We start from the raw sequence: 13,856 nt of genomic DNA, 5'->3' as shown, positions 1-13,856 counted from the left end.
AACCCCACCGCTACCTCAGAATCACGGGTTCATGGCCGCGAGCGGAATCTACGAAAAGCTTCCAGCATCAGTCGCAGCAACATGACACGCGCCGACAGTATCCTGGGGAGCGAGCGCCAGCCCGCCGGCGTCTGGTTTTCGTCGTGGAGGCGCCGGTAAATGGTGGATTGATCGAGATGCGTGACGGAACCGACAATGTTCCCACATATGGCCAGCCAAAGGTCGTGGGACTCTCGAACATACGACGGAATGGGCGTGAAATAGCGCGCAGCCTCCCGTCGAAACGCCATTCCGCAGCCGTAGTAGGCCCGGTAACCAATCAGGATGCCCCAAAGGTTCGCCAGACGCCGGCCGGAGTCCCGTGAACGCAATCGCGGAATCCAGGGCCGGGGACCGCCGTCGAGCACGTCGAAATTGCTCGCAACCACTTGGGATTCCGCGAGCGCCGCGAGCATGAGTTCGAGACGTCCGGGAATCCAGACGTCGTCCTGGTCGGAAAGGAAAATGTACTCCCCCCGGCTTAGCCCGACCGCCTCCTCGAAGGTACGGACGTAGCCCCTATTTATAGGTGCGCGGACGAGGCGGACGCGGCCGTCCCTGATCCTGTCGATGACGCCGGCGGTCTCGTCGGGTGAAGCGTCGTCCACGATGACCAGTTCGTCGTCTGCGCCTAGTTCCGCGAGAATAGACGCGATCTGCTCCTCTACGAAGGGGGCCCCCCTATAGGTCGCCATGCACACGCTCGCCCGGATTTTCCGCCCGCCGGGCGCCGACACATCGTTCATGCAATCCACTCTAAGTGACAATGGCGCAGGGGATGGAGCCAGGCGATCGCGTATCATCGTTAGGTCAAGCCCTCCAGCAATAGGACCGTTCACCGCATGAGACCCGTACTGCTCCGGCTGGCAGGCTTCACCCTGCTGCCGCTGCTGGCGCTGGTCCTTCCATTCCTCCTCCTGCCCATAGTCGCGCGGGTGGTAGGTGCCGCGGGCTGGTCCAGCATCACATCCGGCCAAGCCATTGGTGTTTTTGCAGCGACCATCATTCTTTGGAGCTGGAATATCTCTGGCCCGGTAGAGATCGCCCGGTCCGGCGCACCCGCTGCACGGGCAGCTCTGTACGCCAGCAGCGTCCGTACGCGTGTGGTGATTGCTGTGGTGGTCTTGCCACTGATGACGGCGATCGTTCTCGTCGTGGCCCACGAGGGCTTCCGCCTTGACGCTGTCACCATGGCCTGGGCGACTGCCCTAACCGGTTTCTCGCCGGCTTGGTACGGCATCGGTACCGGTCAGCCCCGGATCCTTGCCGTCTACGACACTCTGCCGCGTTTTTTCGCGGCGGTCATCAGCGCACCTCTCATTGTGGCCACCGGGCAGGTCTGGACCTACGGCGTCGTTTCCTTACTGACCACCGTTTTGGCCATGAGGGCTTTCCAGCTAAGGTTTGGCGAACCAAAAACTTGGATGCCGAAGAATCCGAGGCACGTGATCCGGGAAATCCTTCCCCATGCAGGCACTGCCGGCATCAACCTCACGGGCAGCGCGTATGCTTCCTCGCCGGTACCGATTGCGACCGCGACAATTCCGACCGCCGCTGCCACCGCGGGGCTGGCCTCCGCGGACGCCATTTACCGGCTCGGTCTCTTCAGTGTTGTGGCCCTCGGCAACACCTTTCAGGGCTGGACGCTGGAACACGACTCCGCGGACCCGCGGCGCCGGCACGTCACCGCCCTGACCGCGCATGCGATCCTCGGGTTAGCAGGAGGTGCCTTCTTGGGACTGTTCGGACCCTGGGTGTCCGGCGTCATGTTCGGTGAGGCGGTGCGAGCAGAAATGCTGACCTGTGCCTACTATGGCGCTTCCTTCTTCTTTCTCTCGGCGTCAACGCCGCTCATTCGAAACATCCTGATTCCCGCACGCCGTCAGAAGACGGTGCTGTTGTGGACCGGGATATCTGCGGCCGTAGGCGTACTGCTCATGATTCTGTCGGGCATTATGTCCAACGTTCCGGCGGTCGCACTGGGAATGGCCGTGAGTGAAGCGCTGCTTTTCGTGGGACTACTGCCCCCCGCACTACGGCTCATACCTGCGACCGCCCGCCCCTCAACAGTAGATAGGTAGGATCAGCACCGTGCTTGTAAGGCGCCAACGGCGGATTGCCGCCGTAATTGCTGCGTTCAACCCAGACGAGGATCTTCTAGCCAATGCTGCTGCCATTCGTGCGCAGGTAGATGAGCTAATCGTCGTCGACGACTATAGTTCTGCGCCGGCAGCGGCCGGTATCTTCACCCGACTCCAGAAAGTGAGCGGCGTGACCGTGCTGGCCATGAACTGCAATTCTGGAATCGCGGCTACCCTCAACCGGGGCATCGAGGAACTTCAGACTAAGAGGCCGCCTGACTTCATCCTAACTTTCGATCAAGACTCGCTTCCAGTCGCCGGTTACGTGGACAACGCCCTCGCGACGTATGAGCGAGCAACAGCCGGGGGCCATAGGGTCGGGTTCGTGTCCGCGCAATCGTTCTCCGGACACTCAGTACCTGTTCTAGGACATGCTGACGGTTTCAGCGACGCCTTCGATCCGATGCAATCCGGTTTTTTCATTCCGGTTTCGACCTTCTCCGCAATCGGCAAATTTGAGACCGGCTTCTTCATCGACTGTGTGGACTCCGAATACACCGCGCGAGCCAGGGCCGCGGGCTATAGGGTGCTGATTGGTGCCGGCTGTAGCGTCAAACACCGACTCGGGGCACGCCTACCTGCGAAGGCGTTCGGCCAGCCGCTGCGGTTCAGGGGCAACGACCTGTCATTTAACTACTACTCTCCGTTCCGGATGTACTACATAGTGCGCAACGGGACGACCCTTGTAAGGCGCTATTGGCGCCGGAATCCCTATTGGGTCTTCCGCCGTCTGACTGAGGATGCCAAGGCGCAGATGCTGCGGTTCGCTTTCAGCCCCGATCGGCGCAATCTGCTGACTGCCGCTTGGCAAGGACTCAAGGACTCCGGCCGAGGCGTCGACGGTCGGATCAGCAACGAACTCGTCACCCGTTTCCATGCCCGTTGAACTATAGGAGACCTATGACAATCCATGACCCCACACGTGTCCTGGTCATCATGCCGGCGTGGAACGAAGCCGAGTCGGTGGGCAATACCGTCCATGAGGTCCTTAGCGTCGGACGTCCCTACGATGTTCTTGTCGTCAACGACGGATCGACCGACTCCACAGCGTCCATCGCCAAACAGGCTGGCGCGACTGTTCTGACACTACCGTTTAACCTCGGCGTCGGCGGCGCGATGCGGGCGGGGTTCAAATATGCCCAGCGGCTTGGCTACCGCCGTGTGATACAGGTGGACGCTGACGGCCAGCACGATCCGCGCAATATTGACGAAGTCCTTGCCGGTCTGGAATATGCCGATATATCGATCGGCGCCCGCTTTGCAGACCGAGGCGAATACGAGGTCAGCGGTCCACGCAAATGGGCGATGCAATTTCTGGCCAAGGTTATTTCGGGTTTGGCCAAGACCCGGCTGACTGACGTCACCTCAGGCTTCCGCGCGGCGAACGAGCGCGCCATCGCCCAGTATCTAGATCACTACCCGGCAGAGTATCTTGGCGACACCATTGATTCGCTAGTAGTAGCTGTCCGCTCCGGCTGCAGGGTGACTCAGATCCCCGTCGAGATGCGACCCCGCCAAGGCGGCACGCCCAGCCACAACCCGTTCAAGGCTGCCATCTACCTCGGCCGCTCGGTGTTCGCCCTGGTTCTTGCCCTAACCCGGAAGCCGTCAACGATTTCTCCTGCACATCTCAATGCTGAGGAAAGGACACAGTGACAAACCTGGCAGCATTTGTTCTTTCCCTCACCATTGTTGGCGTCGTCTTCGAAATGCTCCGGGGGAAGAAGCTCCGCGAAAAGTATGCAGCGTTATGGCTGATCGTCGGCGTCGGAACGTTGATTTTGGCCGCTTTTCCAAGCCTGTTGACCGTAGTGGCTACAGCTGTCGGTGTTCAGTTGCCATCCAACCTCCTGTTCATCATTAGCATCTTGCTGTTGTTGGGCGTCTGCCTCCACTTGTCGTGGGAGATCTCAGTCGTGGAGGACGAGACCCGGACGCTCGCAGAAGAAGTAGCAATTCTGCGCACCATGATCGAGGAAATGTCACCCCAAGACTCCGACGGCGATACGTCGGCCTCGCCGACATCAAAATAGAGGACGCTGAAAAACACCCATGGCACTGGATATTTTCATCCCCTACTGGGGCGACACCGACTATATGACCCAGGCCGTCCAGAGCGTCCTCGCACAGACCCATAGCGACTGGCGTCTGACTGTCGTTGACGATGCTTACCCCAGCGATGAGGTCCGCCGCTACGTCGAGGGCATCGACGACGCCCGGATCACCTACATCCGAAAGGACACCAACGAGGGCATTACCGAGAACTTCCGGACCTGTGTCTCTCTGGCAACACAGGACTTACTGGTGGTCATGGGCTCGGACGACTTGTTGATGCCCAACTACGTCGAAGTTGCGCTCCACGCACACGATGCGTTTCCGCATGCCTGGATCATTCAACCTGGAGTCCAGGTCATCGACGAGACCGGCAAAGCGGCGGCCCCGCTGGCTGATGTTGTCAAGCAACGTCTGGTCAAACCGCGCGGTACGAAGGCCCGCGTCCTATCCGGAGAAGCGCTGGCAGCCAGCTTGTTGCACGGCGATTGGCTTTACTGGCCCTCCCTCGTCTTTCGGACTGACCAGATACGGAATTATGAGTTCCGCGACGGTTTTCCGGTCATTCAGGATCTCGCGTTGGTCCTCGACATGGTTTTGGGGGGTGCCGAACTTTTAGTCGAGCCCGACATCTGCTTTGAGTACCGCAGGCACACAAGCAGCGCTTCGGCGGCCAAGCTAGTTGACGGGTCCCGGTTCGAAGGCGAGCGTGAATATTTTGATCTCGCCGAACGTTTGTGCGAGGCGATGGGGTGGCGCAAGGCTGCCCGTGCAGCTCGGTTGCGGCTCACATCACGGGCGCACGCCATCTTATTCGTCCCCGGCTCTCTGCGCCAAGGCGTTAACGGCCCGCTGGGGACGCTGCTCCGGCATGCGTTCGGCAAATGAGTCAAACGCAGATGCAGCTACGACCCAGCGGCTCAGGTGCCGGTGTCGCGGGCGTCGTGACCGCCTTCCGGCCTTTCCCGGAAATTGTCAGCAACGTTGAATCGCTGCTGCGGCAGGCCGCTGTGGTCGTCGTGGTTGACGACGGCAGCGGCCCGGGTTTTGACCATATCTTCGCGGCGCTTGCCGAGGTCGGCGCGGTGGTTCTCCGCCTCGAAGCTAACTCGGGCATCGGCGCAGCCTTAAATGCAGGCATTCATAAGGCCCGGGAAATCGGTGACCCCGAGTACATCGTGACCGTGGACCAGGACTCTTACCTACCCGCCGGCTACGTTCAGGCACTTCACAGCGCGGCCGCAGGCGCGAAGACATCGCGTATTGAGCCGGGCCTGATCTCGCCCGCAAATATTCATGGAAATCCGGTCAAGCGTAAAGGATCTCGCAACGGTATTTCTCTGGGTAAGGAGCCAATTCAGTCCGGGCTGATGATTCCGGTCGCCACCCTGGATGCCATAGGCGAGTTCTCGGAAGAGTTATTCATAGATCTGGTGGATACCGAGTATTATTACCGCGCCCTCGACGCCGGTCTGCCGACGATCCTCGCGGATACGGAATTCGATCATTCGCTGGGCACCATGGTTGACGCCAGGGTTTTCGGGCGAAGTGTTGCAGCCATGGGGCGTCCGTTGAAGGTCCGCATCGCTGCGACGTGGCGTTATTACTACATCTTCAGGAACCGGCTCCTCGTGGGTCGGCGATACTTTTCCCGTCATCCAGCCTGGGTGGCGGCCGGGATCTGGACTGATCTACGCCACCTGCTGGTTGTTACGCTGCTGGCGCCGGGACGCTCCGCCCGGCTAAAGTCCGTGTTTTACGGCATCGCCGACGGCCTCCGAGGGCGCAGCGGGCGAGGAGATTTCCACTGAACTGGTCCGGGGCCGGTAGCCGTCCCGCACGCGCTGGTTTGGCCCGCTGCAGACCGGTAGGGGAAGATAAAGACCATGCGCGGAATTATTCTTGCCGGTGGGACCGGCTCACGACTTCATCCCATCACCCACGGCATCAGCAAGCAGCTCGTTCCCGTTTACGACAAGCCGATGATCTATTACCCGCTCTCGACTCTGATCCTGGCCGGAATCCGCGACATCCTGATCATCACCACGCCCCATGATGCCGAACAGTTCCAGCGCCTCTTGGGCGACGGCTCTCAGTTCGGCATCAGCCTGACCTACGTCCAGCAGGCATCCCCTGACGGCCTGGCACAGGCCTTCATTCTCGGCGAGCAGCACATCGGGAATGAGACCGTAGCCCTCGTCCTGGGCGACAACATCTTTTATGGCCAGGGAATGGGCACCCAGCTACGCAAACATGCCGACATCGACGGCGGCGCTGTCTTCGGTTACTGGGTCAAGGATCCAAAGGCTTACGGCGTGGTCGAATTCGACGACTCAGGCCAAGCTATCTCGCTCGAGGAAAAGCCGGCGCAACCCAAGTCCCACTATGCCGTGCCGGGACTGTACTTCTACGACAACGACGTCGTCGATATCTCCAAGAACCTCCAGCCGTCGCCGCGCGGAGAGCTTGAGATCACGGATGTCAACCGCGCCTACCTCGACAAGGGTAAGCTGCGCGTCGAAATCCTCCCTCGCGGCACGGCTTGGCTCGACACCGGAACATTCAATGATTTGAACGACGCGTCGAACTTCATCCGCACCGTGGAAAACCGCCAGGGGCTGAAGATCGGCGCCCCCGAGGAAATTGCCTGGCGCCAAGGCTTCCTCTCTGACGATGAACTCCGCCAGCGGGCTGAGCCGCTCGTCAAGAGCGGTTACGGTGCGTACCTGCTCGGTCTCCTAGAGCCGTAACGGCCGCATGTGGTGGTCGGTCCTACCCCAGATTATCGGCGCCGCCGTCCTCCTGATCTCGCCGGGGATGCTCGTTGCCCTGGCAGTTCGCTTCAGGGGATTTGACGCATTTGCGCTCGCTCCGGCGTTGACAGTGGGAGTCGTCGTCGCCACCTCGACTCTGACACCGGTCATCCACGTCCGATTCGGGCTGGTACCGGTGACCGTCGTGTCGGTACTTGTGGCCGCGGCCGGGTTCTTCGCCGCACGGTTCGGCCAGGTGCGGTCCGGGTCCTCGGCCCCGGGCGGCAGCCGGTGGCGCTTGCGGAACGGGCTCGTGCCGTTTGCCGCTTTTGGCATTGCGGCGGCCCTGCTGGCGGCAAGCACCATAAGAGTCATCGGCACACCGCAGTCGTTTTCGCAGACCTATGACGCCGTCTTCCACCTGAACTCGGTCAAGTACGCCCTCGATACGGGCCAGGCGTCTTCGCTGACCATCGGCGGAATGACGGGCGGCGGGTTCTACCCCGCCGGCTGGAACGCCGTGGCCTCGCTTGTCGCCTCGACAACGGGGGCGGACGTACCAACCGCGGTCAGCATCACCAGCATCATCCTTGCCTCCGTTTTCTGGCCTCTTGGCTGTCTCCTGCTGGTGCGGTGGATCGTCGGATCGGGCGTGGCTGCGACCATCGGGGCCGGCGTCGCCTGCGCCTCGTTGGGCGCCTTCCCGATCCTGATGATGGACTTCGGCGTCCTTTATCCGAATCTGCTCGCTATCAGCATCCTTCCTGGGTGCATTGCACTGACCGCGTCCCACGCTGGTTTGGCACCTGGACAGCAACGCCGCGATGTCGGCACGATCTTGGTGCTCCTGCTGGGTCTGGGCGGGCTCGTCGTCGCCCATCCCACGACGTTCATGGCGTGGCTGGCCTGGACGCTGCCCATGGCAGCGGCCCGGGTGTGGACGACGTTTCCCACCATCTGGCGGAACAGAGGAAATGGACGGTACGCCGTTGCCAGGTATCTGGCGGTGTGGTCCGCCAGCGGTCTTGCATTCGTAGTCCTGTGGGCCTTCCTACGTCCGCCAGAGGACGCCTCCTTCTGGGGCCCGTACGGCACGGTTCCGCAGTCCTTGGGTGAAGCGCTGACTTTCTCCCCCGTGGACCTGCCGCCAGCGTGGCTGGTGGCTCCCTTGGCGCTTCTCGGCCTTTGGGTCTGCTGCCGGCGTCCGGCCAGATACGCATGGGTTTCAACGGTCTTCGTGATCTTCACAATTTTGTTCGTCTTTGTGGCTGGCTTTTCGATTTCCCCGATCCGGGACTTCCTGACAGGCATCTGGTACAACGACAGCTACCGGATAGCGGCGCTCTTGCCTTTGGTCGCCGTGCTGCTTACCGCTATTGCCTTGGACTGGGCCAGCGACGCCTTGGCGGCGGCCAAGGGGGTGCGCCGCCCTGCCCTGACAACCATCATTGAGGGCCCGGCGGGCTGGCGCAACCCGGTTCGGGCCACTTACCGAGTCGGCGGCGGAATCGTGTTGCTCGTTTGCGCCATCGCTCTCGGGCAGCAGGGCGGCCTCAAGAAAGAGATCCAGCAGGCTGCTTCCCGCTACACCTTGGACGAAGACTCAGCTCTTGTCTCTCGGGATGAACTTTCTTTGATCCAGCGGCTCAGGCAAAACGTGCCACCCGATGCGGTGCTTATCGACAACCCCTATACAGGTGCTGCCCTATCGTACGCCCTCGGCGACCGCAAATCCGCCCAGCTGCATATCCTCAGCAGCGTCTCCCCTGGAGTCGAAAAGATCTACGAGTCTGCGGGTTCAGTCTCCACGGATCCGTCCGTCTGTGAGGCTGTACGGGCAGAACACGGTTATTACATCCTGGACTTCGGCCCCAAGGAAGTTCACGGTGGTCACCATGAGGCGGCAGGCCTTACCCATCTGGACCAGAACCCAGGCGTCCAACTGGTCGACAGTCAGGGCGACGCGAAGCTTTACAAGATTACGGCCTGTGGAGGGTAGCACACCGGATTCGAAGCCGTCGGACGGGGAACTGCAGTGCTACTGAACTGTGGACCGCCGCCTCAGCTCGCCAACGACATCGTGGACTTCCCCGTCCATCACGATCTCACCGTGTTCCAGCAAAACCCCACGATCGCACACCGTAGCCACCAGGTCGAGGTCGTGGCTCACTACGAAAAGGGTCTTCCCCTTATCCGCCAACTCTTTGATCTTAGCGATGCATTTGCGCTGGAACGGCTCGTCGCCCACGGCTAAAATCTCATCGATTAAGAAGACTTCCGGGTCAGTGTGAACGGCGATGGAAAACGCCAAACGCAAGTACATTCCCGACGAGTAGAACTTCACTTCGGTGTCTATAAATTCACCGATCTCCGAGAATTCCACGATGGAATCAAACATCTCATCGATCTGCTTTTCGGACATACCAAGAATTGCGCCGTTGAGGTAGACATTGTCTCGGCCGCTGAGATCATGATGGAAGCCCGCACCAACCTCGATGAGCCCGGCAACCCGCCCCCGTGTACGCACTGTGCCACCGTCAGGCTGAAGCACCCCGGAAATCAACTTCAGCAACGTGGACTTGCCGGAACCATTGAGGCCCAAGAGTGCAACGGTTTCACCTTGCTTGACCTCAAGCGACACGTCGTTCAACGCCAGGAACTTCTTGGACAGATCACCCTTGCGGCCTTTCACCAGCCACACCAGGGCCTCTTTCAGGGATCGGGTGTGGCGCAGAACAAACTGCTTTCGGACGCCAGCGCAGCTGATGGCGACGTGTCCGTGCGAGGTCATCTCAAAGCTCCTGAGCAAAGTGGGTGGACAGCCGGCGGAACGTCAACTGCCCGAGGAAGAGCACCGCGAGGGTTGTGAGCAGCGAGACCGGGAGCCAGAGGGTGAGCAATTCCGGCGGAAGAGTGCCGGAAACCACTTGGCCCGGCTTCAGCGTTGGTTCCCAGAAGGCCCAATGGAAAACCTCAACGGCCGTTGTCATCGGGTTGAGCTGGTAGAGCCAGTACCAGGGCCCCATCACGCGTTCCACCATCGACCACACATAGAGCACCGGCGATGCCCAAGTTACTACCATGACGATCATGTCAACAATGTTCTCCGAATCGCGGAAATACACGTTGACCGCGCCAAACATGAGGCCCAGACCGGTCGCGAGCACGGACACCATGATGAAGATCAAAACCACCGCGGCCAGCTGCAATATCGACGGCGCCCATCCCACGAGGAGACAGGCCGCAATCAGCACAACCAACTGCGGCAGAAAATGCGCGGCAGACACCCAGACGGTCGCCACGGGAAACAGCTCCCGCGGCAGATAAATTTTCCTGATCAGGTCGCGGTTATCCACGATGGACCGCGTGGAATTGGACAACGACTCTGTAAAAAAGTTCACCAGAACTATCCCAGCAAAAAGATAGATGGCGTAATTGGGCGTCCCGTGCTCAAGATTCAGGAAGATACCCAACGCGATGTAGTAAATCAAAAACTGCATCAACGGCTTCACATAGGACCACATCAACCCCAGCACCGAGCCTCGGTAGCGGATCTTGATTTCCTTGCGCACCAGCAGCTTCAGCAGGAAGCGGTCGCCGTAAACATCAAGCAACCCGCGGCCACTACCGGGTTTGACCAGCTCATCGCCTTGTCCGGCCATCTAGCGGCCGTCCTGCGCGTCGGCGTCGAACGTCCGCTTCCAAGCGGCCATCGAGGTAATGCCGGGGACGGCGGCACGGTACTGCGCGGCGAGCTTGTCCCACTCGCGGTACAGCCGGACATGCAACCGCGTGGCTTCGGCCAGCATCGATTTGAGCTTCTGGGGGTCGCGCCGGTACCAAGACGCCCCCGTACCCTCGGCGTTGCTCACTACCACGCTGTCGTAGTGAGCAAGTCGGAACCAACGGTTGTCGCGGTGGGCCAAGAAGCCTTGGGGGCGTTCTGCGCTCTCCGGCGCCGGCGCCTTGACCAGCTGGCGTGCCACGGTTTTGATCCCCCACGGAACGAGGTCCTTCTTTCGCGGCATACCGATCGGGGCACCACCCATCGGTCCACGTCCCAACTTTGGTGCCGGGAAGTCGTCGACGTCGTCCCTGAGCTGGGCGTCCGAGTACTGGGACTTGAGCGCATTGATTTCCGGAAGCCTGGTCGCCAGCACCCCATGAAGATCACCCGGTCCCTTGAAAATGTCTCTGAGAGCCTCAATGCGACCGTGTTCGGTGAAATACTGCATCGACACGAGGTGCTTGACGTCGGCCTGGACAGATTCCCTTAACACCCTCCCGCCCTTAGGGTACGGACTGTGAATGAGCGTAGTAATAAGCCTGTTCCGTTCGTGGAAATACGATTGCCAGCCGACCATGTCGTCTTTGTCTGCCCACGAGACATGCCACACTGCAGCGCCGGGCAGCGACACGGTCGCAAAGCCCGCTTCCCTGGCACGGAGACCGTACTCGGCATCGTCCCACTTGATGAACACCGGCAGTGACAGCCCGATTTCCTTGATCACCTTCGTGGGTACTAGGCACATCCACCAGCCGTTATAGTCCACGTCCACCCGACGGTGAAGCCACGCTGTCTGGCGGAGGTTGGCCACACTAAAGTCGTGGCGGAGCTCCATATCGGCATGTGGCTGAGCCGGGACTATCCGATACGGGTCCACAACCTCGCCAAAGGTATGCAGGACGCTGCGGCTGTAAAGGTCGAACATGTGGCCACCGATGATGGTTGGCGTGCGACAGTAGTCGGCGAATGTGAGCAAACGAACTATGCTTTCGGGCTCGACCACGATGTCGTCGTCGAGCAGCAGTACGTAGTCGCTGCCGTTCTCCACGGCCTCGTACATTCCACGGGCGAAGCCTCCGGATCCGCCAAGATTGGCTTGGTTAATAACCCGCAGCTTCCCGCGGAGCGCCTCCTTGACGTCCGCGAAACCCTCTTGGTCCTCGACCTTCTTTGTTCCCTGGTCCACAATCAGGATCTCTTTGACATCCGTCAGGACGTCGAGGTTCTCCGAGAGGATCTTGGCGTTGTTGAGGCAGAAATCAGGTTTATTCATCGTCGTGATTTCCAGCGTCACTTTACCGCGGCGGTCCAAGACCTCCTGCGTTTCCCACTGGGCGGATTCCAGCACCAGGTCAGTAGAGCTAGCAGCCAGATCGAACCAGTACCAGCCGCCGTCGCCAAACGGTGTGAGCGGTAGCTCGAACACCGACGTGGACTCTCCGTCGAAGTGCCGTCCATCTACCCGTTGCACGGAGCCCCGAGCGTTGGACTTATAAACGGTAACCGCTCCGCTGCCGCTTGTCTTGACGACCAGCCGGATGTCGCGAACGGAAGTCCACCGCCGCCAGTAGCTTGCCGGGAACGCGTTGAAATATGTGCCGAATGAGATCTCCTCGCCGGAACGCACACGCATGGTCTGCCGAGAGAGTAAATCCTCGAAGCGCGCTTGGCGGCTTCCCGAGCTGAACATCTGCAGTTTGTCCTCGGGCAGTTTGGGGGCCCGAGCCAACTCGTCGTTCTCCCGCAAACGGATTCCGCTGGCGGGCCCCGCGTCAACGTAAAGCGGGATAGTGTCGGTTTGATCGGCCGAGGGCAGGATAACCCGTTGAATTCGAGCCCACTCAGTCGCTGGGTCCACGTCGCTCACGCGTCCACTCCTCCGCTTTCAATCGTGACGCCACCCTCGAAATGCGGGCGGATCTTATTCTCGAACATGGCCAGGGCAGACCCGATGGCCATGTGCATGTCCAGGTACTTGTACGTGCCCAGGCGGCCGCCGAAGAGGACGTCCTTCTCGTTTGCCGCCAGGTCGCGGTACCTGAGGAGCCGTTCGCGGTCTGCGGCGGTGTTGATCGGGTAGTACGGCTCGTCGCCCTTTTCCGCCGCACGGGAAAACTCGCGCATGATGACCGTCTTTTTCGACTGGTAGTCACGCTCAGGGTGGAAGTGGCGCGGCTCGATGATGCGGGTATAGGGGACGTCGGCGTCGTTGTAATTGACCACCGACGTACCCTGGAAGTCCCCGACGTCGAGCACTTCTTCCTCGAAGTCGATGGTTCGCCAGGAGAGGTCGCCCTCGGCGTAGTCGAAGTAACGGTCGACCGGGCCGGTGTAGACGACCGGGATGTTGCCGACGACCTTGTCCTTACTGTATTCGTGCGACTCGTCGAAGAAGTCGGTGTTGAGCCGGACCTCGATGTTCGGGTGCTCGGCCATCTTCTCGATCCACGCGGTGTAACCCTTGGTCGGCAGGCCCTCGTACTTGTCGTTGAAGTACCGGTTGTCGTAGTTGTAGCGTACCGGGAGCCGGGAGATGATGCCGGCGGGCAGGTCTTTGGGATCCGTCTGCCACTGCTTGCCGGTGTAGTGCTTGATGAACGCCTCGTAGAGCGGCCGGCCGATCAGCTGGATGCCCTTGTCGTTCAGGTTCTGCGGATCGGTGCCCGCCAGTTCGCCGGCCTGTTCATTGATCAGGTCCTGGGCCTGGCCCGGGGTCAGGTTCGCGCGGAAGAACTGGTTGATGGTGGCCAGGTTGATCGGCAGCGAGTAAACCTCGCCCTTGTGCACGCCGTAGACCTTGTGCACGTAGTTCGTGAACGTCGTGAAGCGGTTGACGTACTCCCAGACGCGGTCATTGGAGGTGTGGAAGAGGTGTGCCCCATACCGGTGCACTTCGATCCCGGTCTGCTCCTCCTTTTCGCTGTACGCATTGCCGCCGATGTGGTGGCGGCGGTCGATAACGACGACCTTCAAGCCTAGCTCGGTGGCGGCCTGTTCTGCGATGGTCAGGCCAAAAAAACCCGACCCTACGATGACGAGGTCAGCGGTCACAAAATCTCCTGGTTCGAATATGGGCAGCGCAAC

General features: G+C 60.5%; 13 protein-coding genes. 8 read left to right on the top strand and 5 right to left on the bottom strand.

The features are described from left to right. Positions 1-29 precede the first annotated feature (29 nt). The gene (locus tag ABIB14_RS00160; RefSeq protein ID WP_354233217.1) at positions 30-785 is read right to left on the bottom strand and encodes a glycosyltransferase; all 756 of its coding nucleotides are present in this window, start codon (positions 783-785) and stop codon (positions 30-32) included. 96 nt (positions 786-881) lie between these two features. On the opposite strand from ABIB14_RS00160, the gene ABIB14_RS00155 reads away from it, so the two are divergent. The 8 genes from ABIB14_RS00155 to ABIB14_RS00120 all read left to right on the top strand — a co-directional run bounded on the left by ABIB14_RS00155 (position 882) and on the right by ABIB14_RS00120 (position 8,984). Next, positions 882-2,120, top strand: a complete 1,239-nt coding sequence (locus tag ABIB14_RS00155; RefSeq protein WP_354233215.1) for a polysaccharide biosynthesis protein — start codon at positions 882-884, stop codon at positions 2,118-2,120. A 10-nt stretch (positions 2,121-2,130) separates the two neighbouring features. Further along, positions 2,131-3,066 (top strand): glycosyltransferase, encoded by a 936-nt coding sequence (locus ABIB14_RS00150; protein ID WP_354233214.1) that lies wholly within the window; start codon positions 2,131-2,133, stop codon positions 3,064-3,066. Between the two features lie 14 nt (positions 3,067-3,080). Beyond that, entirely contained in the window at positions 3,081-3,836 is a 756-nt protein-coding gene (locus tag ABIB14_RS00145) for a glycosyltransferase family 2 protein (RefSeq protein ID WP_354233212.1), read from the top strand. Further along, a complete protein-coding gene (locus ABIB14_RS00140) occupies positions 3,833-4,213 on the top strand; it encodes a DUF2304 domain-containing protein (RefSeq protein ID WP_354233211.1) in 381 nt (126 codons plus the stop codon). Before ABIB14_RS00145 ends, ABIB14_RS00140 begins: the two co-directional genes overlap by 4 nt. Positions 4,214-4,232: 19 nt before the next feature. Next, on the top strand, positions 4,233-5,120 hold the full coding sequence (locus tag ABIB14_RS00135; protein ID WP_354233209.1) for a glycosyltransferase: 888 nt from the start codon (positions 4,233-4,235) through the stop codon (positions 5,118-5,120). After that, complete coding sequence (locus ABIB14_RS00130; protein WP_354233208.1) at positions 5,117-6,043, top strand: glycosyltransferase; 927 nt, start codon at positions 5,117-5,119, stop codon at positions 6,041-6,043. The genes ABIB14_RS00135 and ABIB14_RS00130 overlap by 4 nt, the downstream gene beginning before the upstream one ends. 75 nt (positions 6,044-6,118) lie before the next feature. Continuing rightward, on the top strand, positions 6,119-6,982 hold the full coding sequence (gene rfbA / locus ABIB14_RS00125) for a glucose-1-phosphate thymidylyltransferase RfbA (RefSeq protein ID WP_354233207.1): 864 nt from the start codon (positions 6,119-6,121) through the stop codon (positions 6,980-6,982). A 7-nt stretch (positions 6,983-6,989) separates the two neighbouring features. Then, positions 6,990-8,984: a DUF6541 family protein gene (locus ABIB14_RS00120; RefSeq protein ID WP_354233205.1), complete on the top strand. Its 1,995-nt coding sequence runs from the start codon at positions 6,990-6,992 to the stop codon at positions 8,982-8,984. 39 nt (positions 8,985-9,023) lie between these two features. Here ABIB14_RS00120 and ABIB14_RS00115 read toward each other — a convergent pair whose 3' ends face one another. From ABIB14_RS00115 to glf, 4 genes are read right to left on the bottom strand one after another with little or no spacing between them, the layout of a single operon-like run. Beyond that, positions 9,024-9,776 (bottom strand): ABC transporter ATP-binding protein, encoded by a 753-nt coding sequence (locus ABIB14_RS00115; RefSeq protein ID WP_354233203.1) that lies wholly within the window; start codon positions 9,774-9,776, stop codon positions 9,024-9,026. A 1-nt stretch (position 9,777) separates the two neighbouring features. Then, positions 9,778-10,647, bottom strand: coding sequence for an ABC transporter permease (locus ABIB14_RS00110; RefSeq protein ID WP_354233201.1), 870 nt, complete (start codon positions 10,645-10,647; stop codon positions 9,778-9,780). Next, on the bottom strand, positions 10,648-12,639 hold the full coding sequence (locus ABIB14_RS00105; RefSeq protein ID WP_354233200.1) for a glycosyltransferase: 1,992 nt from the start codon (positions 12,637-12,639) through the stop codon (positions 10,648-10,650). It lies immediately after the preceding gene. Then, positions 12,636-13,823, bottom strand: coding sequence for a UDP-galactopyranose mutase (gene glf / locus ABIB14_RS00100; RefSeq protein WP_354233198.1), 1,188 nt, complete (start codon positions 13,821-13,823; stop codon positions 12,636-12,638). Before glf ends, ABIB14_RS00105 begins: the two co-directional genes overlap by 4 nt. Positions 13,824-13,856 lie beyond the last annotated feature (33 nt).

Origin of the sequence: Arthrobacter sp. UYEF3 (assembly GCF_040546245.1) — a bacterium.
Taxonomy (GTDB): Bacteria; Actinomycetota; Actinomycetes; order Actinomycetales; family Micrococcaceae; genus Arthrobacter.
Note: the sequence above shows the minus strand (reverse complement) of the source record. Positions and strands in the feature narration are given on the sequence as shown.

What these genes read in the sequence shown, in the direction of transcription:
- ABIB14_RS00115 (WP_354233203.1), bottom strand. Translation starts at nt 9,776, where the DNA reads ATGACCTCGCACGGACACGTCGCCATCAGCTGCGCTGGCGTCCGAAAG.
- rfbA (WP_354233207.1), top strand. Translation starts at nt 6,119, where the DNA reads ATGCGCGGAATTATTCTTGCCGGTGGGACCGGCTCACGACTTCATCCC.
- ABIB14_RS00135 (WP_354233209.1), top strand. Translation starts at nt 4,233, where the DNA reads ATGGCACTGGATATTTTCATCCCCTACTGGGGCGACACCGACTATATG.
- ABIB14_RS00130 (WP_354233208.1), top strand. Translation starts at nt 5,117, where the DNA reads ATGAGTCAAACGCAGATGCAGCTACGACCCAGCGGCTCAGGTGCCGGT.
- ABIB14_RS00155 (WP_354233215.1), top strand. Translation starts at nt 882, where the DNA reads ATGAGACCCGTACTGCTCCGGCTGGCAGGCTTCACCCTGCTGCCGCTG.
- ABIB14_RS00110 (WP_354233201.1), bottom strand. Translation starts at nt 10,647, where the DNA reads ATGGCCGGACAAGGCGATGAGCTGGTCAAACCCGGTAGTGGCCGCGGG.
- ABIB14_RS00120 (WP_354233205.1), top strand. Translation starts at nt 6,990, where the DNA reads ATGTGGTGGTCGGTCCTACCCCAGATTATCGGCGCCGCCGTCCTCCTG.
- ABIB14_RS00160 (WP_354233217.1), bottom strand. Translation starts at nt 785, where the DNA reads ATGAACGATGTGTCGGCGCCCGGCGGGCGGAAAATCCGGGCGAGCGTG.
- ABIB14_RS00145 (WP_354233212.1), top strand. Translation starts at nt 3,081, where the DNA reads ATGACAATCCATGACCCCACACGTGTCCTGGTCATCATGCCGGCGTGG.